At 70.6% G+C, this 20,776-nt stretch carries 15 protein-coding genes; 3 read left to right on the top strand and 12 right to left on the bottom strand.

Going from position 1 to position 20,776, the window contains the following annotated elements; translation table 11 throughout:
- Positions 1–1,557, bottom strand: coding sequence for an adenosylhomocysteinase (gene ahcY / locus ACH5HR_RS16895; RefSeq protein ID WP_416479013.1), 1,557 nt, complete (start codon positions 1,555–1,557; stop codon positions 1–3).
- A 158-nt stretch (positions 1,558–1,715) separates the two neighbouring features.
- Between ahcY and ACH5HR_RS16890 the strand changes: the two genes are divergently transcribed.
- Positions 1,716–2,945, top strand: coding sequence for an acyltransferase family protein (locus ACH5HR_RS16890; RefSeq protein WP_416479010.1), 1,230 nt, complete (start codon positions 1,716–1,718; stop codon positions 2,943–2,945).
- A 126-nt stretch (positions 2,946–3,071) separates the two neighbouring features.
- Here the strand turns inward: ACH5HR_RS16890 and ACH5HR_RS16885 are convergent, their stop codons facing one another.
- From ACH5HR_RS16885 to ACH5HR_RS16875, 3 genes are read right to left on the bottom strand one after another with little or no spacing between them, the layout of a single operon-like run.
- Positions 3,072–4,001: a glycine betaine ABC transporter substrate-binding protein gene (locus tag ACH5HR_RS16885; RefSeq protein WP_402375852.1), complete on the bottom strand. Its 930-nt coding sequence runs from the start codon at positions 3,999–4,001 to the stop codon at positions 3,072–3,074.
- 58 nt (positions 4,002–4,059) lie between these two features.
- Positions 4,060–4,977: an ABC transporter permease gene (locus tag ACH5HR_RS16880; RefSeq protein ID WP_402375853.1), complete on the bottom strand. Its 918-nt coding sequence runs from the start codon at positions 4,975–4,977 to the stop codon at positions 4,060–4,062.
- 8 nt (positions 4,978–4,985) lie between these two features.
- Positions 4,986–6,179: a quaternary amine ABC transporter ATP-binding protein gene (locus ACH5HR_RS16875; RefSeq protein WP_416479008.1), complete on the bottom strand. Its 1,194-nt coding sequence runs from the start codon at positions 6,177–6,179 to the stop codon at positions 4,986–4,988.
- Positions 6,180–6,528: 349 nt separating this feature from the next.
- Here ACH5HR_RS16875 and ACH5HR_RS16870 point away from each other — a divergent pair, with 349 nt between their 5' ends.
- Positions 6,529–7,218: a YoaK family protein gene (locus ACH5HR_RS16870; RefSeq protein WP_416479006.1), complete on the top strand. Its 690-nt coding sequence runs from the start codon at positions 6,529–6,531 to the stop codon at positions 7,216–7,218.
- Entirely contained in the window at positions 7,215–9,038 is a 1,824-nt protein-coding gene (locus ACH5HR_RS16865; protein ID WP_416479005.1) for a gamma-glutamyltransferase family protein, read from the top strand. The genes ACH5HR_RS16870 and ACH5HR_RS16865 overlap by 4 nt, the downstream gene beginning before the upstream one ends.
- A 33-nt stretch (positions 9,039–9,071) precedes the next feature.
- Here ACH5HR_RS16865 and ACH5HR_RS16860 read toward each other — a convergent pair whose 3' ends face one another.
- The 8 genes from ACH5HR_RS16860 to ACH5HR_RS16825 all read right to left on the bottom strand — a co-directional run bounded on the left by ACH5HR_RS16860 (position 9,072) and on the right by ACH5HR_RS16825 (position 20,731).
- A complete protein-coding gene (locus ACH5HR_RS16860; RefSeq protein WP_416479004.1) occupies positions 9,072–9,503 on the bottom strand; it encodes a TA system VapC family ribonuclease toxin in 432 nt (143 codons plus the stop codon).
- Complete coding sequence (locus tag ACH5HR_RS16855; RefSeq protein ID WP_416479002.1) at positions 9,496–9,753, bottom strand: hypothetical protein; 258 nt, start codon at positions 9,751–9,753, stop codon at positions 9,496–9,498. Before ACH5HR_RS16855 ends, ACH5HR_RS16860 begins: the two co-directional genes overlap by 8 nt.
- An 81-nt stretch (positions 9,754–9,834) precedes the next feature.
- Entirely contained in the window at positions 9,835–10,794 is a 960-nt protein-coding gene (locus ACH5HR_RS16850; protein WP_416479000.1) for a cation diffusion facilitator family transporter, read from the bottom strand.
- Positions 10,795–10,804: 10 nt separating this feature from the next.
- Positions 10,805–12,118: a CDP-glycerol glycerophosphotransferase family protein gene (locus tag ACH5HR_RS16845; RefSeq protein WP_402375867.1), complete on the bottom strand. Its 1,314-nt coding sequence runs from the start codon at positions 12,116–12,118 to the stop codon at positions 10,805–10,807.
- Between the two features lie 78 nt (positions 12,119–12,196).
- Entirely contained in the window at positions 12,197–13,114 is a 918-nt protein-coding gene (locus tag ACH5HR_RS16840; RefSeq protein ID WP_416478998.1) for an O-methyltransferase, read from the bottom strand.
- A 52-nt stretch (positions 13,115–13,166) separates the two neighbouring features.
- A complete protein-coding gene (locus ACH5HR_RS16835) occupies positions 13,167–14,843 on the bottom strand; it encodes a glycosyltransferase family 2 protein (protein ID WP_416478996.1) in 1,677 nt (558 codons plus the stop codon).
- A 287-nt stretch (positions 14,844–15,130) separates the two neighbouring features.
- The gene (locus ACH5HR_RS16830) at positions 15,131–18,082 is read right to left on the bottom strand and encodes a CDP-glycerol glycerophosphotransferase family protein (protein WP_416478994.1); all 2,952 of its coding nucleotides are present in this window, start codon (positions 18,080–18,082) and stop codon (positions 15,131–15,133) included.
- 333 nt (positions 18,083–18,415) lie between these two features.
- A complete protein-coding gene (locus ACH5HR_RS16825; RefSeq protein ID WP_416478993.1) occupies positions 18,416–20,731 on the bottom strand; it encodes a LicD family protein in 2,316 nt (771 codons plus the stop codon).
- Positions 20,732–20,776 lie beyond the last annotated feature (45 nt).

Genomic DNA, 20,776 nt, shown 5'->3' with positions numbered 1-20,776 from the left:
TCAGTAGCGGTAGTGGTCCGGCTTGAACGGCCCCTCGACAGGCACGCCGAGGTAGTCGGCCTGGGCCTTGCTGAGCTCGGTCAGGCGCACGCCGAGCGCGTCGAGGTGCAGGCGCGCCACCTTCTCGTCCAGGACCTTGGGCAGTCGGTAGACCTGGCGCTCGTACTGCCGATCCTCGGCCGGGCGGGCCATGTCCGCGAACAGCTCGAGCTGGCCGATCACCTGGTTGGCGAACGAGTTGGACATGACGAACGACGGGTGACCGGTGGCGTTGCCGAGGTTGAGCAGGCGCCCCTCGGACAGCACGATGATCGACCGCTCGGCGCGCGGCCCGTCCGCGCCGGCCGGGCCGCTGCCGGCCGGCATCGTCCACTCGTGGACCTGCGGCTTGATCTCGGTCTTGACCACGCCGGGCACCTCGGCCAGGCCCGCCATGTCGATCTCGTTGTCGAAGTGGCCGATGTTGCCGACCACGGCCTTGTCCTTCATCGCGAGCATGTGCTCGGCGGTGATGACGCCGAAGTTGCCGGTGGTGGTGATGAAGAAGTCCGCGTGGTCGAGGACGTCCTCGAGCCGAGCGACCTGGAAGCCGTCCATCGCGGCCTGCAGCGCACAGATCGGGTCGACCTCGGAGACGACGACGCGCGCACCCTGGCCACGGAACGCCTCCGCGGCGCCCTTGCCGACGTCGCCGTAGCCCGCGACGAAGGCGACCTTGCCGCCGATGAGAATGTCGGTGGCGCGGTTGATGCCGTCCGGCAGCGAGTGACGGATGCCGTACTTGTTGTCGAACTTGGACTTGGTGACCGAGTCGTTGACGTTGATCGCCGGGAAGAGCAGCTCGCCCGCCTCCGCCAGGTGGTACAGGCGGTGCACGCCGGTGGTGGTCTCCTCGGTGACGCCGCCGATCTGCTCGGCGACGCCGGTCCAGCGCAGCGGGTCGGCCTCGAGCGCGCTGCGCAGCAGGTCGCGCACCACGTTCATCTCCTGGGTGTGGTCGGGCTCGCCCGGCAGCGTGTTCGGCGGCACGACGCCCGCGCGCTCGTACTGCAGGCCGAGGTGGACCAGCATCGTGGCGTCGCCGCCGTCGTCCAGGATGAGGTTGGGGCCTTCTCCGGCCGGCCAGACGAGGATCTGCTCGGTGCAGGTCCAGTACTCCTCGAGCGACTCGCCCTTCCAGGCGAACACGGGCACGCCCTGGGGGTCCTGGGGCGTCCCCTCGGGGCCGACGACGACGGCGGCCGCGGCCTCGTCCTGCGTGCTGAAGATGTTGCAGCTCGCCCAGCGGACCTCCGCGCCGAGCGCGGTGAGCGTCTCGATGAGGACGGCGGTCTGGACAGTCATGTGCAGCGAGCCGGCGATGCGGGCGCCGGCGAGGGGCTGCGCCTCGCCGTACTCCTCGCGCAGCGCCATCAGGCCCGGCATCTCGTGCTCGGCGAGCCGGATCTGGTGGCGGCCGGCCTCGGCGAGCGCGAGTGAACGGACCTTGTAGCGGCCGGGGGCCTCGTCGAAGCCGGGGGTCGGCTGCGCAGCGGTGGCCGTGGCGGTGTCGGTCATGGGTGCCTCCTGGGGACGTGTCGGTGCTGTCGCGCGCTGGGGGCTCCCGTCGGCGCTGTGGGCGCACCTCGAAGGACGCCCACGTCCCAGGGTAGTAGGTCGGACCCACGCTTGCCCCGGGCTCGAATGTTATCGATTCGTGATCTATGGTTGATCAAATGACCTCGACGCCCCAGACGACGCAGCCGCCACCGCGCAAGCACCTGCTCGACGTGCTGCGGTTCGGCGCAGCGTTCGCCGTCGTCGTCTACCACTTCACGGCCACGCCGACCGCGAGCCAGTACTGGGGCACCGAGGTCAGCACACTCTTCGAGGGGCTCAACCAGGTCTCCCGCTACGGATGGCTGGCGGTCGAGGCGTTCTTCGTCATCAGCGGGTTCGCGATCCTGTGGTCGAGCCAGGGCCGCACGCCGGCACAGTTCACCGGCTCGCGCGCGGGACGCCTCTACCCCGGGCTGTGGGCCTGCGTGCTGGCCACCGCCGTCCTCCAGACGTTCTGGTCCGGCGGCCGTGAGCTCAGCCTCCGCGACACGCTCCTCAACCTCACCATGGCGCCGGACGTCTTCGGCGCGGAGCTCTCGCAGGTCGTCTACTGGACCCTGCTCGTGGAGCTCAAGTTCTACGTGCTCGTCGGGGTGCTCATGCTCTTCGGCGCGCTGACCCGGGTCCGCGCCCTGACCCTGGCGCTCGCGTGGCCCGCGGCCGGGATGCTGGTCCAGGGCTTCGGCTACCCGGAGGTCGCCGAGCACCTCGTGGTACGCCACTCCGTCTACTTCGGCATCGGGATGGTCCTGTTTTTGCTCTGGCAGGACGTGACGGCCCACCGCGACCAGACCGTGCCCGACGGCGTCGCTCGCCGCGCGCTCCTCGTCGACCTCGGCGCGCTCGCGCTCCTCCTCGGCCTCTCCGTGGACCGCGTCACGACCTCCGCCCACCAGGCGAGCGGCCTGCAGGGCGTGCCCGTCCACGGCGGCGTCGCCGTGGCGGTGCTCCTCGCCGTCGTCGGCGCCGTCTGGCTCGCCGTGCAGCCGTGGGCCACGCTCCACAACCGGCACCTCGCGGCGCTGTGCGTCCTGGCCGGCGCGCTCACGTATCCGCTGTACCTGGTGCACACCCAGTTCGGCTGGGCCGTCACGGAGCTGCTGAGCAGCAACGGCTACGGCACCTGGACCGCGCTGACCGCCGCGACCGCCGTCTCGATGCTGCTGGCCGCGGCCATCTACTACGCCGTGGAGCGGCCGTTCGCGACGCGACTGCGCCGCGCCGTGACCAGCGCCCTGACCCCTGATCTGGCTCGACGTCCGCTGACACCGAGGGTCCCTGACGACAGCGTGCACCACGGCCGCGACGCGATCGCCCAGGTGCAGCAGTCGCGGGTGGCTGCCTGACGTCCCCTCGCCACGGCGGGACCAGGAGGCCGAGGAACGACGGAGCGCCCGTCCCGGACGTCATCCGGGACGGGCGCTCCGTCGTGCTCGGGTGCTGCGGTGCAGCGACGCCTCACGTGGTGAGGATCAGCCCTCGAACGCGGGGATCACGTCGGGGTTGGCCTCGAGCCAGGCCTCGACGCCGGCGGCCGGGTCGTCCGGGTGCTGGTTGACGACCGAGTCCTCCAGGGCGCCGTACTGCGCGTCGTCCAGCTTGATCTGCGAGATCCAGTCGGCGACCTCGGGGTGGTCCTCCGCGAAGCCGTCGGTGCCGAGGAAGTGCAGGGCCTCGGCCTCACCGAGCGCACCCTCCGGGTCCTCGAGCGTCTTGACCGGGTACGACGCGTTGGCCCAGAACGGCTGCCACAGCGTGACGAGGATGTCCTCCTCGTTCTCCGTGGCCTGCTCCAGCTCGGTGAGCATCGCCGTCGTGGAGGACGTCTGCAGCTCGTAGCCGGCCTCGTCCAGACCGTAGGTCGGGATGACGTTGTCCTGCACGGCCGCCGTCAGACCGGCACCGGGCTCGATGCCCGTGATCGTGCCGTCGAACATGTCGGCGTTGTCGGCGAGCTCGGCGATCGAGTCGATGTCGGTGTACTCCGGCACCGCCATGGTCAGCTTGGCGTTGTCGTAGTAGGCGCCGATGTCCTCGATGGAGTCGCCGTACTCCTCCATGTACTGCGCGTGGGTCACCTCGGGCCAGGCCGACGGGTACATGTCCACGTCACCCTCGGCGAGCGCCGTGTAGAGCAGGCCGGCCTCCTGGATGTCCTGGTGCTGGACGTCGTAGCCGGCCTCCGAGAGCACGTTGTCCAGCAGGTAGGCGGTGCTCAGACCGTCGGTCCACGAGGCGATGTAGCCCAGGGTGATGCTCTTGTCGCCCTCGGCGTTCTCGTCGCCGCCCGTGCCGGCGTCGGAGCCCTCGTCCGAGCCGCAGGCGGCGAGCGTCAGGCCCAGTGCGGCGGCGGAGACGATCGCGACGCCCTGGCGGCGGAAGTTCTTGCGGTGGGTGCTCATGGGTGAGCTCCTTCCGTGTCGGTGGATGGTGTCCTGGAGCAAGGTGGGGTGCGGCGGTTCAGACCGCGCCAGCGGTGGCGGCTCGAGCGCCGTCGCCCTTCCGGCTGCTGAGGATGGCGACCAGCGACCGGCCCGTGGGCTGGCCGATGGCGCCGGTGAGGCGGTCGAGGAAGATCGCGAGGATCACGACGGACAGGCCGCCCTCGATGCCGAGCGGGACGTTGAGCGTGGAGATCGACGAGACGACCACGCCGCCGAGCCCGCCCGCGCCGACCAGGCCGGCGACGACCGCCATCGACAGCGCCAGCATGATGACCTGGTTGACGCCCGCCATGATGGTCGGCAGGCCGAGCGGGAGCTGGATGCCCCGCAGGATCTGCCAGGAGGTGCCGCCGAACGCCTCGCCGGCCTCGACGGTCTCGGCGTCGACCTGGCGGATCGCCAGCTCCGTGAGCCGGACGCCCGGCGGCAGGGAGAAGACGATCGTGGCGACGACGCCGGGGACCACGCCGATGCTGAAGAAGACGACCACGGGCACGAGGTAGACGAACGCCGGCATGGTCTGCATGAAGTCGAGGACCGGTCGCATGAACGTGCTGACTGTGTCGCTGCGCGCGGCGAGGATCCCCACGGGGATCGCGACGACCAGCGCGATCAGCGCGGCGACCAGCACGAGGCTGAGCGTCTCCATCGCGGGTTCCCACATCTCCATGCTCACGACGAGCAGGAACCCGAGCACCGTGAAGACGGCCAGCCCCCAGGACCGCACGACCAGCGCGAGCAGGGTGAACAGCCCGACCATGACGAGTGCGGAGGGCGTCATCAACAGCTCCGCGATGCCGTCCACCAGGAACGACGTCACGAGGGCGATCCCGTCGAGCAGCCACTCGAGGTTGTCGTCGATCCAGTCGATCCCCTTGTCGACGACCTCTCCGATCGGCACCTTGGGGATGCTGGTGGTGTCGGGGGTGGACATCGGCAACATCACTGTGCTCCTGCGGAGTCGAGGACGGGCTCGCCGTCGGTGGGACCGTCGTCCACGCCGTCGGCCGGGCTGGCGGCGCTCTCCCTGCTCGGCACGGCGAGCGCGCTGAGCAGCGTCACCCGCGGGATGACGCCGTCCAGGCGACCCTCCGCGCCGACCACCGCCAGCGGCGCCGTGCTGGCCGCGGCGTACTGGAACAGCTCCGCCAGCGGCGTGTCCGGGGCGACCTGGGCCACGGTCTCGTCGCTGACCGGCAGCCTGTCGCTGCCCAGACGGACCGCGTCGGCGACGTCCTGCTCCCACACGATGCCGAGAACCCGACGGTCGCGGCCGGTCACGAGCAGGGAGGAGACCTGGTGCTCGCGCATCAGCTTGTGCGCGGCCTTCGGGCCGGACTCCGGGCCGACCACGGCGACGGGACGCTCCATCACGTCGCCCGCGGAGAGCACGCGCGACCGGTCGACGTCCGCGACGAACTGCGCGACGTAGTCGGTGGCCGGCTCGTTGAGGATCTGCTCGCTGGTGCCCACCTGGACGATCCGGCCGTCACGCATCATCGCGATGCGGTCACCGAGGCGCATGGCCTCGTTGAGGTCGTGGGTGATGAAGAGGATCGTCTTGCCCAGCTCCGCCTGGAGCTCGAGGAGCTGGTCCTGCATCTCCTTGCGGATAAGCGGGTCCAGGGCGCTGAACGCCTCGTCCATCAGCATGATGTCGGTGCCGGCCGCGAGCGCCCGGGCGAGCCCGACGCGCTGGCGCATGCCGCCGGAGAGCTCGGACGGCAGCGAGCCGCCCCAGCCCTTGAGGCCGACCATGGCCAGCGACTCCTCGGCACGCGCCTCGCGCTCGGCCTTGCTCACCCCGCGCAGCTTCAGCGGGTAGGCGGCGTTCTCGCCGACGGTGCGGTGCGGCAGCAGGGCGAAGTGCTGGAACACCATGCTCACCTTGGTCCGGCGCACCTCGCGCAGGCCGGCGGCGGACAGGTGCGTGACGTCCTGGCCGTCGATGCGCATGACACCGTCGGTCGGTTCCAGCAGGCCGTTGACCATGCGGATCAGCGTCGACTTGCCGGACCCCGACAGACCCATCACCACGAAGATCTCGCCCGGCGCCACGTCGAACGTCGCGTCGATGACGGCGGGGGTCAGGCCTTCCTTGCGTAGCTGCGCGCGGTCCGCGCCCTCGTTCAGCATGCGGACACCGCGCTGCGGCCGGCGTCCGAAGATCTTTGTCAGGCCACTTGCCTCGATGGCTGGCACATTTCTCCCGGGTCGGGGACAGTCTGCTGCCGTCGGGACCGCCGGTGGACGTGCCCGAGCGGGTGGTGAACCCGCGCCCGCGGCTCGCGCCGCGAGTCGACATTCACGTTCTTTGCACGAGCGTAGGCCACACCTCTGAGGGTCCTGCACGAATTCACCCGGTCCCCCGATGATCTTTATCACCATGTGACCAAATCAGGGAGATCGACCACACTTTGGGGTTCAGATATCCCAGATATCGCCCGTGATGACCGTCGCCGACGGCACCCATAGAGTGACCTGCGTGCACCGCGACCGCCTCCACCTGCGCCTCATGCTGGCGCTGACGTTCTCCACCGGCATCGCCGACGCCGTCGGCTACCTGGGCCTGGACCGGGTATTCACGGGGAACATGACCGGCAACATCGTCATCCTGGGCATGGCGCTCGCCGGGGCGGACGACCTGCCCGTCGTGGGCCCGCTGCTCGCCTTCGCGACCTTCCTGGCCGGCGCCGCCCTCGGTGGGCTGGTGGTGCGCTCGGAGGACGTCGGCTGGACAGGACGCACGACGGTCCTGTTCGGCGTCGTCGGCGGGCTGCTGGTCGCGATCACCGTGGCCCTGGCGGTGTTCGACGGCGGCATGCCGTACGGCGTCCAGCTCGCCGTCACCGGTTCCCTCGCCGGTGCGATGGGCCTGCAGGCCGCCACGGCCCGGCACCTGGCCGTCAAGGAGATCACCACCGTGGTGGTGACCAGCGCCATCACCGGCCTGGCGATGGACTCGCGCCTCGTCGGGGGGCACGGCAGGCACGTCTGGCGGCGCGTCGCGGCGATCGCGCTGATCGGCGCGGGAGCCTGCGCGGGCGCGCTCCTGCTGCAGGCCCACGTCGCCTGGGGCGTCGCCCTGGCGGCGGCCATCACCCTGACGGTCACGGTGCTCGGCCACGCCCGCGGCCGCACCTCGACAGACGGCACCCCAGGAGGGCGACCTTGAGCTTCACCCCGCCGGACCGGCACCAGACCCGTCCCGACCTGCAGGGCACGTTCGGCATGGCGGCCACCACGCACTGGCTCGCCACGGCCACGGCCCAGTCCGTCCTGGAGCGCGACGGCAACGCGTTCGACGCCGCCACGGCGGCCGCGTTCGTGCTGCACGTGGTCGAGCCGCACCTCAACGGGCCCGGCGGGGACATGACGGGCGTCTTCGCGGCGTCCGACGGCGTCCCTACCGTCCTCGCCGGACAGGGCCCGGCACCGGCCGGCGCGAGCATCGAGCACTACCGGGACGCAGTAGGGCTCGAGCTGGTCCCCGGTGCCGGTGCGCTGGCCGCCGCCGTCCCGGGCGCCGTCGACGCCTGGCTCCTCCTGCTGCGCGACCACGGCACGTGGACCGTGCGCGACGTCCTGGCGCACGCGGCCGGCTACGCCCGCGACGGGCACCCCGTGCTCGGGGCCGTCGCCGCCACCGTCGAGCGTGTCGCCGGGCTGTTCACCGAGCACTGGCCCACCTCGGCCGAGCGCTGGATGCCCGGCGGGCGGGGCCCTCGCGCCGGCGAGCTCGTGACGAACCCCGAGTACGCCTCGGTCCTCGAGCGGCTGGCCGAGGCCGCCGACGCCGCGCCCTCCCGCGAGGCCGGCGTCGACGCCGCGCGCAGCGCCTGGCGCGAGATCGTCGGCACAGCCGTGGAGTCGTTCGTCGCGACGCCGCACCGGCACTCCGACGGCCGCGACCACGCCGGAGTCCTGACGGCCGACGACGTCGCCCGCTTCGAGGCGGGCTACGAGGAGCCGACGACGGCGGAGTTCCGTGGGCGCACCGTCGTCAAGACCGGTGCGTGGGGCCAGGGGCCCGTGCTGCTGCAGGCGCTACGGATCCTCGACGGGTTCGGCGGGTCCGGTGACGAACGGCTCGACCCGGCGACGGAGCGCGGCGCGCACACGATCCTCGAGGCTCTCAAGCTGGCCCTCGCCGACCGGGACGCCTGGTACGGGGACACCGACGTGCCGCTCGACCACCTGCTCTCCCCGCGGTACGCCGCCGAGCGACGAGCCCTCGTCGGCGAGAGCGCCTCGCACGAGGTGCGCCCCGGCGTCGTCCCCGGGCGGACCGCTCCCCTGGCGCCGCTGCGCACCGCTGCCGACCTGACGTCGGGCACCTCAGCGACGGGTGGCGCCGGCGCGGGCGAACCGACCGTCCAGACCAACGGGACCACCCGCGGCGACACCTGCCACCTCGACGTGGTGGACCGGTGGGGCAACATGATCAGCGCCACGCCCTCGGGCGGCTGGCTGCAGTCCTCGCCGACTGTTCCCGGGCTCGGGTTCTGCCTCGGGACGCGGCTGCAGATGACCTGGCTGGACGAGGCGTCGCCGTCGCGGCTCGAGCCGGGCCGCAGGCCGCGAACCACGCTCTCGCCCACGCTGGTGCTCGGATCCTTCGAGGGCGTGCGCACGCCGGTGATGGCGTGCGGCACGCCGGGCGGCGACCAGCAGGACCAGTGGCAGCTACCGTTCCTCCTGCGAGTCCTGGTGGGGGGCTACAGCCCGCAGCAGGCGATCGACGCGCCCACCCTGCACACCACGTCGATGACGGACTCGTTCTGGCCCCGCACGTGGGTGCCCGGCGGGGCGGTGGTCGAGACGCGGCTCGGGGCCGACGTGCTCGCCGGGCTCGCCGCCCGGGGGCACGTGCTGACCGAGGCCGGGCCGTGGTCGCTCGGGCGGATGTCCGCGGTGACCCGCGACCCGGCCACCGGCGTGCTGGGGGCCGCCGCGAACTCGCGCGGCGCGCAGGGGTACGCGGCGGGGCGATAGCCCGCGAACATGTCCACGAGACGGCCCGTTCGGTCAGCCGGCGAGCGTCACGACATGACGCCGGTCCGACGGCGACAATGCATGCTCGATCTTCGCGTCGAACGTGACGAGCGCACCACGACGGTCCGCCGCCACGTTCAGCAGGTGGAAGTCCGTCACCTGGCGGTGCCCGACCATGCGGGACAGGTCGACGGCCGGTTCCGCAAGGCTTGTGTCGTCACGCCAGAACTGATGCTGGCGGCGTGCGCGCACCCGCGCCAACGCAGCAAGCGCATCAGCGGTGGACGCTCCGGGATTGGCGGCGGCGTTCGACAGCAGCCGCACCAGCCCTTGCTCAGTCGTCGCGCACGTCGCGAACGCCGGGACGCCCCGCAACCAGCTCAAGGCCGTCGCGTGGTGCACGTGCGCCGCGACGTGAGCGGCGAACAGGACGTTGACGTCCGGCAAGCAGACCCGGTCAGTCACGCGTGGTCCCCCGGACGAGGTCGGCGTCGTCCTCGTCCAACAGGTCGGCCACCTGCTCCGTGGTGATCGTCGGGCGGTCCGGGTGGAAGACGAGGAAGTCCTCGTCCTGGGCGGACAGCAGGTCTGCCTTCTCGACGAGGCGCGCCACCGTGGCAGCGCGCGGCTCGCCTGCCATGGCGTTCCGGTCGATGATCGCCGCCAGCCGTGCCGTTTCCGTCAGGTGGATCCTTCGTCGTGTCGTCGCGGCCATGGCATCCATCTTACTCGGTCAGGCAGCCACGTGGCAGCCTCGCATGCGGCCGTCGTATGCGTCGCACCTCGGCCCGGTGCGTCAGGGCATCCGGCGCGGAGCGACGGCGTCCCCGTCAGAGGTCTTCCCGGCGTGCCGCAGGTCCGGCTCCAGATAGATGACCCGGGCGATGTCGACGGCGGCACGCACCCGGGACTCCGCCGCGTCGATGGCGCGCGCGACGTCTGCTGCGGTGGTGGCTTCGTCCACCTCGATCTTCGCCGCGACCAGCAGCTCGTCCGGGCCGAGGTGCAGCGTCTTGAGGTGGATGATCGAGCGGACGCCCTCGCCGACCAGCGCCGACCTGATCGCGGTGGCGTGCGCCCGCGTGGCGGACTCACCCAGCAGCAGGGACTTCGTCTCGATCGCGAGGACGATCGCGATGAGCACCAGCAGCACACCGATGCACGCGGTGCCCGCGGCGTCCCACCGCCCGTCGCCCGTCAGCAGCGTCAGGCTCACCCCGAACAGGGCCAGGACCAGGCCCACGAGGGCGCCCAGGTCCTCCAGAAGCACCACGGGCAGCTCCGGCTGCTTGGCCCGCCGCACGAACTCCACCCACGAGGCGCGGCCCCGTACGGCGTTCGACTCGACGATCGCGGTACGGAACGAGAACGACTCCATGACGATCGCCGCGACCAGGACCGCGAGCGGCACCCACCACCAGCGCCCCTCGATGGGCTCCGGGTGCTGCCACTTGTGGAACGCCTCGTAGAGCGCGAACAGGCCACCGACGGCGAACAGCACGATCGAGACGACGAACGCATAGACGTAACGCTCGCGTCCGTAGCCGAACGGGTGCTCCTCGTCCGCGGCCCGCTTGGCCGCCCGCCCACCGAGCAGCAGCAGCGCCTGGTTGCCGGAGTCGGCGAGCGAGTGCACGCCCTCGGCCAGCATGGACGACGCACCGGTCAGCGCCCAGGCGCCGAACTTGGTGATCGCGATGCCGAGGTTGGCGAGGAGTGCGGCGACGACGGCCTTGGTACCGCCCTGTGCAGACATGGTTCGGATCCTAGCGAGGGCTGGCGCCGGGTGGTGTCCCGTCCACCGTGCGTCGCTCGTCGTCCGCCCTGGCTTCCACGAGGCGACCCAGCTCCCTCTCGTGGCGCTCGATGGCCGCCTCGCAGGCCGCCACGAACCGTTCGAGGGACGCGCCGGGCGTCACGTCGCCGAGGTAGTACTCGACGAGCCGACGGCGCTCCTCACGCGCCGGGTCCTGCGTCGTCGCCGTGCGCAGCAGCCCGGCGACGTCCTCGATGCCGTCCACCCGGAGCCGAGGTGCGACCTGCAGCAGCGGCGTCGTCGCGACGGTCGCCCACGGTGCCGCGACGTCGGTGACGACGAGCGGACGCAGGGTCGGCAGCCATTCCGTCGCAGCGGCCGAGATGTCGCAGACGAGCACGTCCGCCTCCGCGAAGGTCGCTGCCATCTCACCCGTGGTGCGCACCTCGTGGCCGCGGGAGGGATCGGCGGCGGCCGCCGTCTCGACCACCTCCCGCACCTCGGCGTCGGCCGCGGCGTAGGCGGGCGATCGGACACCGGTCAGCGGGTGCGGGCGATACAGCAGGCGCAGCCCGGGGTCCGCGACCACCGCGCGAGCCAGCTCGGGCCCGAGCACGTCCACCGACCCGTAGGCGACCGACGGGTTCGCGCCCTCCCACGTGGGCGCGTAGAGGACCGTCGAGCGTTCGGCAGCCGCCCGGGAGACCGGGTCCGGGCCGAGCACGTCGAGCTGCGGCCGTCCCACGGGCACGCACCGCGCTGCCGCGTCGAAGTACGGCAGGTTGCGGGCGAAGCGGTCGACGGCGGCCTGGCCCGCCACGAAGACCAGGTCGTACGCCTTGTGCTGGTTCGACACGGAGACGGTCTTGTCGGAGTCGCCGTGCAGCAGCGACACGTGCACGAGACCTCCGAAGCTCAGCATCGTGAAGTTCTGCGGGCTGTGGTTGACGTAGAGGGCGAGCCGCACGTCGCTGCCGGTGAGGATCTCGTCCAGCGTCGCGTGCTGCGCCACCGTGACGACCCGGAGCGACGACTCGGTGCGCAGCAGACGGGCCGTGCGTGAGTCCCCGGCGATGACGACCAGCGGCACACGGCGGTTCAACGCTTCCAGAGCGGTGTACCACTGGCGGATCTGGTACATGCTCTCCGGGGGGTCGCCGAAGAACACGACGGCGCGCGCCGAGAGCGTGGTGCCCTGCAGCGCGTCGTCCTCGCCCAGTCCGTCGGGTATGCCGCCAGGCAGCATCCCCAGACGGCGGATGATCCGCCCGCCGGTCGACCGGACGGTACGGCGCAGCCCTGCGCCGCGCGTCGAGCCGGCCATGAGCACCCCTCTTCCGCGATCTGCCGTCGATCGCCTGTCGAGCGTCCATCTTCGCACCGGTCGACCCGGTGCTCCGCCTCACCGGGTCGGTGTCGCGCCGTCGTCCTGGCGCCGTCCGACCTCGAGGACGGTGCTGCGCCCGACCGTCTTCACCACGCGCAGCGGCCGACCTGCGACGTCGAGAGCCTTCCACCGCCGGACGACCTCCCGCTCGTGGGGGCGGTTCGTGTCGTCCAGGACGACCAGCGCGCCGTCCCGCAGGTGCGGCACCAGTCGCGGCACCGCCGGGAACCGGGCGAACCGGGCCGTCACGCCGGGCGGGCCGTCGACGAACAGCAGGTCGGCGTCGGTGACCCCCTCGGGCCAGCCGGACAGGTCGTACCAGGGCTGCGCGGTGCCCAGCTCGTCGACCGACGTCTCGACAAGCGGGGCGTCGATCACGGTGGCCCAGGCCTCCAGACCGTGGCGTTTGAGGTTCTCCCGGGTCACCTCGGCATAGACGGCGTCGGACTCGAGCGACCAGACGTGCCCGCCGTCGGCGCGGTGGCGCAGGGCTGCCGCGGTCCACAGCGTGGAGGCCCCGGACCCGCACTCCACGACGGTGCGCCGGGCGTCGCGGCCCAGGACCTCGTCCACGAGGAACAGGACGGTGGGAGCGGTCGCGGCCCAGTTGGCGCCGAGCACCGGCATCGGCTCGTCGGTGGAGCCGATGAGCTGCGCGTACCGGCGCTGCAGCTCGGTGTGCACGTACGGCTGGTGGTCGATCTGCCGGACGAGCGCCGCGATGCCCGAGCTGACCGGCTTGATGCGGCGCTGGACGATCTCCTCGACCTCCGCGGCCTCAAGACCCCGCGGCTCGGCCCGCGAGGTGGCTGCCTCGCGCACCACGTCGGCAAGGGCTCGGAAGGACAGGAAGGCCGCGACACCCGTCGCCAGGATCGCGAGCGCCAGGAGCACGAGGGCGAGGTGGGTGGAGCCGGCCAGTCCTGCTGCCATGGCCGTCAAGGCGGCCAACCACCCCACGACCCAGGCGCCTCGGCGAAGAACATCAGGCATCTGCGTTCCCTTCCTCTTCCATGATGCGCAACAGCTCCCGACCGGCATCGCCGAGATCGTCCCGGAGGCGGGTGCGGTACGCCTCGACCACACGGGCGGACCGCTCGACGAAGATCTCCTTCACCTGCAGTTCTGCCGCGGCGACTCCGTCGAGACGCCGGAGCGCCTCGATCTCCTGCTCCAGGCGCGGGACCGTCGACTCGATCGCCGGCCGGACGTCCCCGGCGTCCTGACGGAACTGCTTGAGGAACCTCTTGACGAACCGTTCCTCCAAGGTGAGGGCCATGCCCTCGTCGTCCGTGGCGACCACGCGCCCGCCCCGGTTCCGCGAGAACTTCCACAGGAACTCCTCGGCCGACTTCAGCGCGTAGTGGTGCAGCGCGGCGTGCCCGGAGGACGGGTGGTCCGACTGGGCCTGCACCAGGTGCGGCGAGAGGGTCGAGGTGAACCAGGTGTGCGGCTCGCCCGTCGCCTCACGGAAGGCGAGGCGCTCGCGCTCGGTCGTGTACGGGAAGTGCGGCTGCGACCCGAGGACGCGGCCGGGTCGAGAGATCGACTTGATGTGCGCGTCCACGGGCGCGACGGCGGCAGGGAACCGCCGCGTGACGAGGTCGTCCGCCCAGCCGGTCAGCTCGCTGGGTCCGACCACCACCCAGTTGACGGCGACCACGTCCGTCTGGCGTGCCCGGTGCCAGTCGAGGAAGTCGGCCAGACCGTCGAACATCGCCGGGTCGAGCACCAGGAACTCGTCGATGTCCACGGTCATCACCCACTCGAAGTCGAGCACGTCAGGGAGCACGGAGAAGGCGTGGGCGTACGCCTTGGCCTGAGCCTTCGTCCCCGGGCCGATCTCGCTGTCCAGCCATCGGATCGTCCCGGCCTCTGCGAGCGCCGAGAGCAGCCGGTCAGAGCCGTCGTCGTTGTTGTTGCTGTAGACGAAGAACTCGTCCACGCCGAGCGCGCGGTAGTAGGCCAGCCACTCCAACAGGTAGATCCCTTCGTTCCGCGCCGTCGCCACCACACAGACGCGACGGCGGGGACGGACCTGGCCACGGGCGTAGAAGGCGACGATCTCGCCCGACGAGGCGGCGACGTCTCCCGGGCCCGCAGACCACACCACGTCGAGCTCCGCACCGACCTTTCTCGTGCGCCAGGGCACGACGTCGGTGTCCCGGTCCCGGTCCTCGAGCCAGGCCCTCAGGTCGGGCAGCGACCGCGTCGTCCACGGGTCGGTGGGAAAGAGGTCCGCGAGGATTACGACGAGGGCGTCGTCCCCGACGACCGTCTCCGCCAGCTCGACCAGGTCGTCCCGCGAGAGGAGCGGGAGCATGGTCGAGAAGGCCGTTCTCGCCGCTGCGACGTCCGGGTCCGCGAGGACGGCGAGGACGTCCGACGTCCGCACTCCCCCATGCTGCCGCAGCTCGCGGGTCCGCACGTAGACGGTGGCGGCCGAGGTCAGGTCGGGTCCTGCGCCCGCGGCGCTGCCGACGCGCGCCGTCCCCGCGCCGGACGGCTCGAGCTCGAGCGTCTCGTCGGTGCCGATCGAGGTGACGCCCGGTCGCATCCGCGGTACGTCCGGGTCGCCGTCGACCGGCGCCGGGGACAGCCAGGTTCTCGTCCACAGGTCCCCGACCGCGACGGTGGTCTCTGAACGCCAGTCCAGCCTCACCAGGTGCGCGAGGGCCCGTGGCGTGTTTGTCCCGAGACCGAACTCATGCTCTGTGTCCTCTCCCAGGAGCAGCCCGAGATCGGATCCCGGCTCCCAGAGGAGGCGGACCCTCCCTCTCGACCTGCGCGTCTGGTCCAGCCGTCCACCCTTGACCGCCAGCGACGTCGCGTGGACGGTCCGGAGGGTGGCGACACGCACGCCGTCCGTGTCCACCGACATTGCTGCCGAAGGCACCTTCCTGGCCGACTCGGGCCGGATGAGGCGCTTCTTCCACCGGTCCAGCGGCCTCACGCGATCCGCTCCCCCAGGGGCTTGCCGACGCCGTGCGCCTCGGTGAGGTCCCGCACGCGCTCGACGACCCGCGCCGCGCTGTGGTGATCGACGTGGTCGAAGAAGAGCCGGCGCCGAAACTCGTACGACTCGTCGACGGGACGGTCGAAGAGACCGTCCAGGGCGTCCTGGAGCTGGTCGAAGGTCTGGCAGATCGGCCCCGGAAAGACGAGGTCCAGGTCGTAGAACCCGCCGCGTTCGAGCTGATAGGCCTCGTCGTCGTAGGCGAAGCTCACCATGGGCTTGCCGGTGAGCATGTAGTCGATGAAGGCGCTCGAGTAGTCGGTGATCAGTGCCGCAGACTCGCGGTACAGGACCTCGACGTCGGGGAACTCGTCGGGCGACAGGTCGATGGTCTCCAGGTCCGCCAGCTGCGAGCCGTACATCCCGCCGGTGTCGGCCATGTGCTCGCGCACGCCCAGGACACAACCGTGGGTCTCCTGCCACTCCTTGAGCCGGACGAGCTCATCGGGCGAGAACCGGTACGCACCGCCGTCGGCCGCGTTGCGGAACGTGGGCATGAGCAGGACGAGCCGCCGGTCGCCGACGAGCCCTCGAAGCTTGCCGAGCTCGTCGCGAAGATCTGCGGGAAGCTGCTCCTCGTCGCGCAGGATGAAGTCGTTGCGCGGTAGTCCGGTGATCCACACCTGGTGGAACGTCAGGGGGTAGAACGCCGCCGTCATCGCCAGCGAGTCGACCTTGGACGAGGCGATCACGGCCCGGTACTGCTCCTGGTCCGCGTCGACGCGATCGAGCTTGCCGAGGTAGTCCGCCGAGGCGTAGCCGATCCTCTTGAAAGGGATCCCGTGCCAGAGCTGGATCAGGTTGTGCAGCTCGCTCGAGACCGGGTGCACCACGTTGCGGTAGCGGCTGTGCTTGATGAAGATCGTGCCGGCCCGCATGACGCGGTGCTGGCCCTCCGGACTCTCCAGCGGCACGACCTCGACGTTCACGCCGTCCACGACGACGTCCTTGTCGCGGGTGAGAACGATCTTGCGGATCGATGGGTCATCCTTCACCTCCTCGAAGACAGCGCGTTCGTTGCCGGAGAAGACGTGCGAGAAACCGCAGACGGGAAAGGCCCACCAGTCGGCGTGCTTGGGGCTCAGCCGGTCCGCCTCGGCGAACTCGTCCGGCGTGAGGAGCTCGTCGGGGACCGGGAGGTCTTCGATGCCCGTCTCGCTGCCGATCGACAGGTTGCGGCGCAGTGTCTCGGGGTCGGCGACGCGCGCCAGGTTGCGCTCGATGGTGGCGATGTCGGCATCAGGGATCTTGCGGCGGATGCGGTCCGCCCAGTCGGCGAGACGTGGCACTCCGTAGTGGTTGCCGGTGAGGAAGAGCCGCTTGAGCAGCGGGAATCCTTCGTCCAGGAGCCGGAAGTACCACCGGGTGTAGACGGGGTGCAGGGGGTAGAGCTTGCTGACGAACGTGTCGAACGGGTGACCGTGATGGATGAGCCACCGCGTCAGCCCGATCTCGTACTTCTGGACGATCGTATGCTTCTTCTCCTGGTGAGCCACGGAAGCGAGATAGCGGCGGAACTCCGGGTCCCGGATCACGGGCGTGCGATAGGCAAGGAAGTAGGAGCCGACCAGGAAGTCGTAGGTGTAGTCCTGCTCGAACCGGTCGAGCAGCGGCCCGCGCACGGACTCCATCGGGATCGGTTCGTGGAACCGGTTCACCGGTACGTGACGGGTCCGGAAGATGCCCTTCGTCGCCTGCAGCCCCCACCAGTCGCACGCCCTGCGGTCCATCTGCTCGAACACGTCGTCGAGCGGCCGCAGCAGGTAGCCGCTGTCGTTGACGAGGATGAGCTCGTCGTACTGCTCGATGGTGGACCAGCCGATGCGTTCGATGAGCCGCGAGTACGAGCCGAAGTCGTACTCGCCGTGACGTTCGGCCCAGGCGCCTTCGGTGTGCCCCGCGAGCTTGGCGAGCTCTGGGTCCGGCATCTCGCCGTCAGCCAGGTAGTACACGTCGGCGTGCCGGGCCAGTTCGCGCACGTAGGCAACCACGTAGTCGTCGACGACGCCCTGCGGGTCGTACCCGGCGAACAGGCACACGCGCCGTACGTCACGCCCCTCGGGGAAGCGGTGACCGGTGCCCAGCCTGCGCGAGGGTGACGGCTCGGGTCGCGTCGAGAGGCCCTGGCGACCTCCGGTCTCGCGGTAGTGGGCCAGCGGGTTGACGCTGTCGTCTCCCGGGTCGAGGTGCTTGGACCAGTACCACCACGTGTCGAACTCGGGAGAGGGGTTGCGCAGATCTTGCCAGCCGTACTCGCAGTAGTGGGCCAGCGGGTTGCGCCGCACGGTCGGGTTCATCCGCTGGTAGTACGTGGTGTCGAACATGGGCGAGGGGTCGAGCCCTTCGGCGGCACCCTTGGCGACATAGTGCTCGATCGGGTCCATACCCGCGGGGATCGCGACGATCGATGAACGAGCGACCTCGCCGAGGTAGTGGTCGACGTCGAAGGTGCCGGACTCGGCGATCACCTCGGCGGCCCTCCGTCGCCGCACGCTGACGTTGCCCTCGACCGTGGTGTACCAGCGCCGCGGCTGCCCCTCGGCGGCGAAGGGCTCCAGATCGACTCCGCCCGCGACCCGCCGCCGACGCGAGGCTGACTCGGCCGTCTGGACGAGGTAGAGGTCGATCGTCTCGCCCTCGAAGACGGCGAGGTCCTCGTCCGTGACGTGGGCCTGCCAGCCCCGGGGATCGTCCGTCAAAGGGACCCGAAGCTCCAGGCCGGTCGTCCGACCCATGAGCAGGAGCCGCGGGGCGCGACCGTCCCGGGGGGCCGAGATCGTCAGCCAGGCATCGGTTGCCTCACCGTCGAACCCCACCATCATCGGCGGCCGCGGGTGTCTCGCGGGTGCGGCCTTCTTCACCAGCTGACCCAAGATTCGTCTCATCTGGCGGTCTCCTGACGATGTCTGAACACGGGATCTTGCGAAAAGAACTCGTGCCATCCTCGGTGCCTGGCGCTGATGTCGCCAGTGACACCGTCAAACGCCCCCTGGGGCGCCATCAGGCGGCGCCGTCGAGCCCGATACTAGGGCGCACCACGCGCCGGCCCACTGCGACCCGCGGGACCGACACCGATCGGCGCACCTCACCGGGCCCCGCACCGAGCTCGACCTGGCCGCCGGGAGGAGAACCCTGCGACCTGCCCGGTGCGGAGCCCGACGGACACAGCAGCCGGTCGAGCCGTGGCTGCTTCGAGGCTCCTCAGTCGGGACGGGTCATCATCCGTCCAGGCGCCACGGCCAGTCGTAGTACGGATCGGGAACCGACCACGTCTCGCCGTAGCGCTCGGCGAGGAAGGCCTCCGGGTCTGCCGGTCCGAGAAGCTTGCGTCCCTTGAACGTCAGCGGTGTCGGCGGCATGACCGCCCCGGTGGGGATCGCCCGCAGACGCATCTTCTCCATGTGCAGCGTGGCCCGTTCCCCGTCTACGAACACGGGGAACACGTCGACGTGCAGGCCGTTCTCCGGATCGTGCAGGTGGAAGTTGGTGTAGGTGTTGGGCCTCGACACCTTCCAGCCCGCCTCGCGGAGAGCTGCGCGCAGTTCGGCCAGGACAGGCTCAGCAGCAGCCCGGTCCGGCGCGTCGAGCGGGATCATCATGTCGACGTCGTCGTCGTGAGCGAGGAAGTCGCCGTCCCGCACAGCCCCCAGCAAGGTGCCGTACGCGAGCATCGCCGGATAGCCGCACTGGTCCAGCAGCGCAGCCGCACGTTCGATCGTCGCCAGGTAGTCGGCTGAGCGCTCCCGCAGTCCTCCGTCGTCGACGATCCCGTGCCGGGTCAGGACGGCACGAGGAGTTCCGAGTGCATCGCCCGCCCTGTTGACCTCGTGAGCGAGCCGCTCGAGACGCGGGACCGTCCGCAGGATCAGCTGGAACGCACGCATCGACGTCGCCGTCCCTGGCACTCTCGCCCGCTCCGCGGCGAGGAGATGGCCGAGGAGCGCCCACTCGTCGTCGGTGAGCTCCGCGCCGTCGGCGGGTGCTCTCGTCGGGACCAGCGCGGCCAGCAGCTGTTGCTCGCGAGGATCGGCGGTGAGCAAGCCCTCCTGCGACTTCTCGGCCAGTAGCGACAACGTCTTGGCCCGCTCCGCCGCAGCCTCCTCGGCCGAGCCGAGCACCGCTTCCTCGAGCGTCCGGCCGGTAAGCCGGGACAGGAGGGAGAGCGTCTCACGCACCACCGCGTCGGAGTCCGTCGTCGTGAGGGTCTTGAGTCGCTCGTCGGCGCCGGCGACTGCGACCGACAGGCTGCGGTTGCGGAACCCGTAGCCGTCCAGCCGGTTGTACACCCGGATCTCGTCGGCCTCCACCGGAGCGTCGAGGCGTGCGGTCCACCAGGGACCTACCTCCTTGGCCGACTTGATCCCTCCGAACAAGAACGGTGAGCGATCGTCCTTCGCGGCGTTCGAGCTCTGCTCGATCGTCACGTCGGCGATGTCGATCTCCACCCGCTGACCGCCGTTGTACAGCTCGATCCCCCGCAGGTCGAGCTGGCCCGACGTCCGCGCGGGCAGGAAGAGCCGGACCGACTGGACCTGCCCGGAGGTCCGGACCGACAGTCGGGTGGTGTGGATTCCCCCGAAGTAGCCGAGCGACGGCAGCAGGACCGGGGTACCGGCCTCGCGCCGCAGCGTGCGCTTCGCCGCCCGCGGTACCGCGGACTGCGTCGCCTTGTTCTTGCGCTGCAGGAACGGACAGGCATCGAGCAGAGGCCGGTAGTCGTAGGTGATCGCCTCACCCGAGAACGTGAACGCCTCACGCAGCACGTCAGTGGTGACCGACTGGGCGGCCGGGTCGAAGGTGTGGGGCTGCCGGAACTTCTGCACGGAGGCGAAGTAGTCGTAGAACTTGTACTCCCCGCCTCGCGGGGTCCGGGACGCCAGCCACGCGCTCGGGATGCCGTAGACGTCCGCGACGATCAGGCCGTGGAGCGACGACGTGATGATCCTGCGGCAGGAGAGGAAGTCGTCGATGACTCCCTCGACGTCGTCCCGGCCCAGGTCGATCAGCTTGACCCCTGGCCCGTAGGTGGCCTCGGCCCAGCGACGCTCGCTCCAGCGGACGACCACACCGTACTCGTGCGTAACCTTGACCCGCGGCTGGTAGTAGAGCGGCAGGAGGAGCGCCGGGTCGCCGTAGACGGCCGGCACCGGGATGCCGAAGCCCTTCGAGGCGCCGAGCTTCGACCTCGTCAGGGGGCCACGTACCGCCGTGTAGCGCGCCTTGCGGGCGACCTCGTCCTTCCCCTCGGTGCCGTAGGTCCCGGTGCCCCAGAAGATGGAGCTGTTGGTCCCCTGGTTGATGACCGACCCGATCACCACGTAGTGCGGCTCGCTCCGGTCCGCGACGACGACGTCGCGCCCCGTCATCTGGCGGACGAGCCACGGGGATAGGAGGTCACCGAAGTTGGTGCGGTACGTGAAGTAGTTCAACGGCACCTTGCCGTCGATGATGAGGAGCTTGTCCGAGACGACGTACTCGTCGAGCACCGATCGGTACCGGGCGCGGCCGAGCGTCTCCGGGAGTCTGCGTCCCAATCGAGACTTCGCTGCGTGCACCAGTCTGGCACGCACCTGTCCACC

Source organism: Isoptericola maris (genome assembly GCF_048065335.1).
Lineage (GTDB): Bacteria > Actinomycetota > Actinomycetes > Actinomycetales > Cellulomonadaceae > Isoptericola > Isoptericola rhizosphaerae.
This window is presented reverse-complemented; position numbering and strand designations above follow the sequence as displayed.

What these genes read in the sequence shown, in the direction of transcription:
- ACH5HR_RS16855 (WP_416479002.1), bottom strand. Translation starts at nt 9,753, where the DNA reads ATGGCCGCGACGACACGACGAAGGATCCACCTGACGGAAACGGCACGG.
- ahcY (WP_416479013.1), bottom strand. Translation starts at nt 1,557, where the DNA reads ATGACCGACACCGCCACGGCCACCGCTGCGCAGCCGACCCCCGGCTTC.
- ACH5HR_RS16880 (WP_402375853.1), bottom strand. Translation starts at nt 4,977, where the DNA reads ATGTCCACCCCCGACACCACCAGCATCCCCAAGGTGCCGATCGGAGAG.
- ACH5HR_RS16885 (WP_402375852.1), bottom strand. Translation starts at nt 4,001, where the DNA reads ATGAGCACCCACCGCAAGAACTTCCGCCGCCAGGGCGTCGCGATCGTC.
- ACH5HR_RS16840 (WP_416478998.1), bottom strand. Translation starts at nt 13,114, where the DNA reads ATGGCAGCAGGACTGGCCGGCTCCACCCACCTCGCCCTCGTGCTCCTG.
- ACH5HR_RS16830 (WP_416478994.1), bottom strand. Translation starts at nt 18,082, where the DNA reads ATGAGACGAATCTTGGGTCAGCTGGTGAAGAAGGCCGCACCCGCGAGA.
- ACH5HR_RS16890 (WP_416479010.1), top strand. Translation starts at nt 1,716, where the DNA reads ATGACCTCGACGCCCCAGACGACGCAGCCGCCACCGCGCAAGCACCTG.
- ACH5HR_RS16850 (WP_416479000.1), bottom strand. Translation starts at nt 10,794, where the DNA reads ATGTCTGCACAGGGCGGTACCAAGGCCGTCGTCGCCGCACTCCTCGCC.
- ACH5HR_RS16845 (WP_402375867.1), bottom strand. Translation starts at nt 12,118, where the DNA reads ATGGCCGGCTCGACGCGCGGCGCAGGGCTGCGCCGTACCGTCCGGTCG.
- ACH5HR_RS16875 (WP_416479008.1), bottom strand. Translation starts at nt 6,179, where the DNA reads ATGCTGAACGAGGGCGCGGACCGCGCGCAGCTACGCAAGGAAGGCCTG.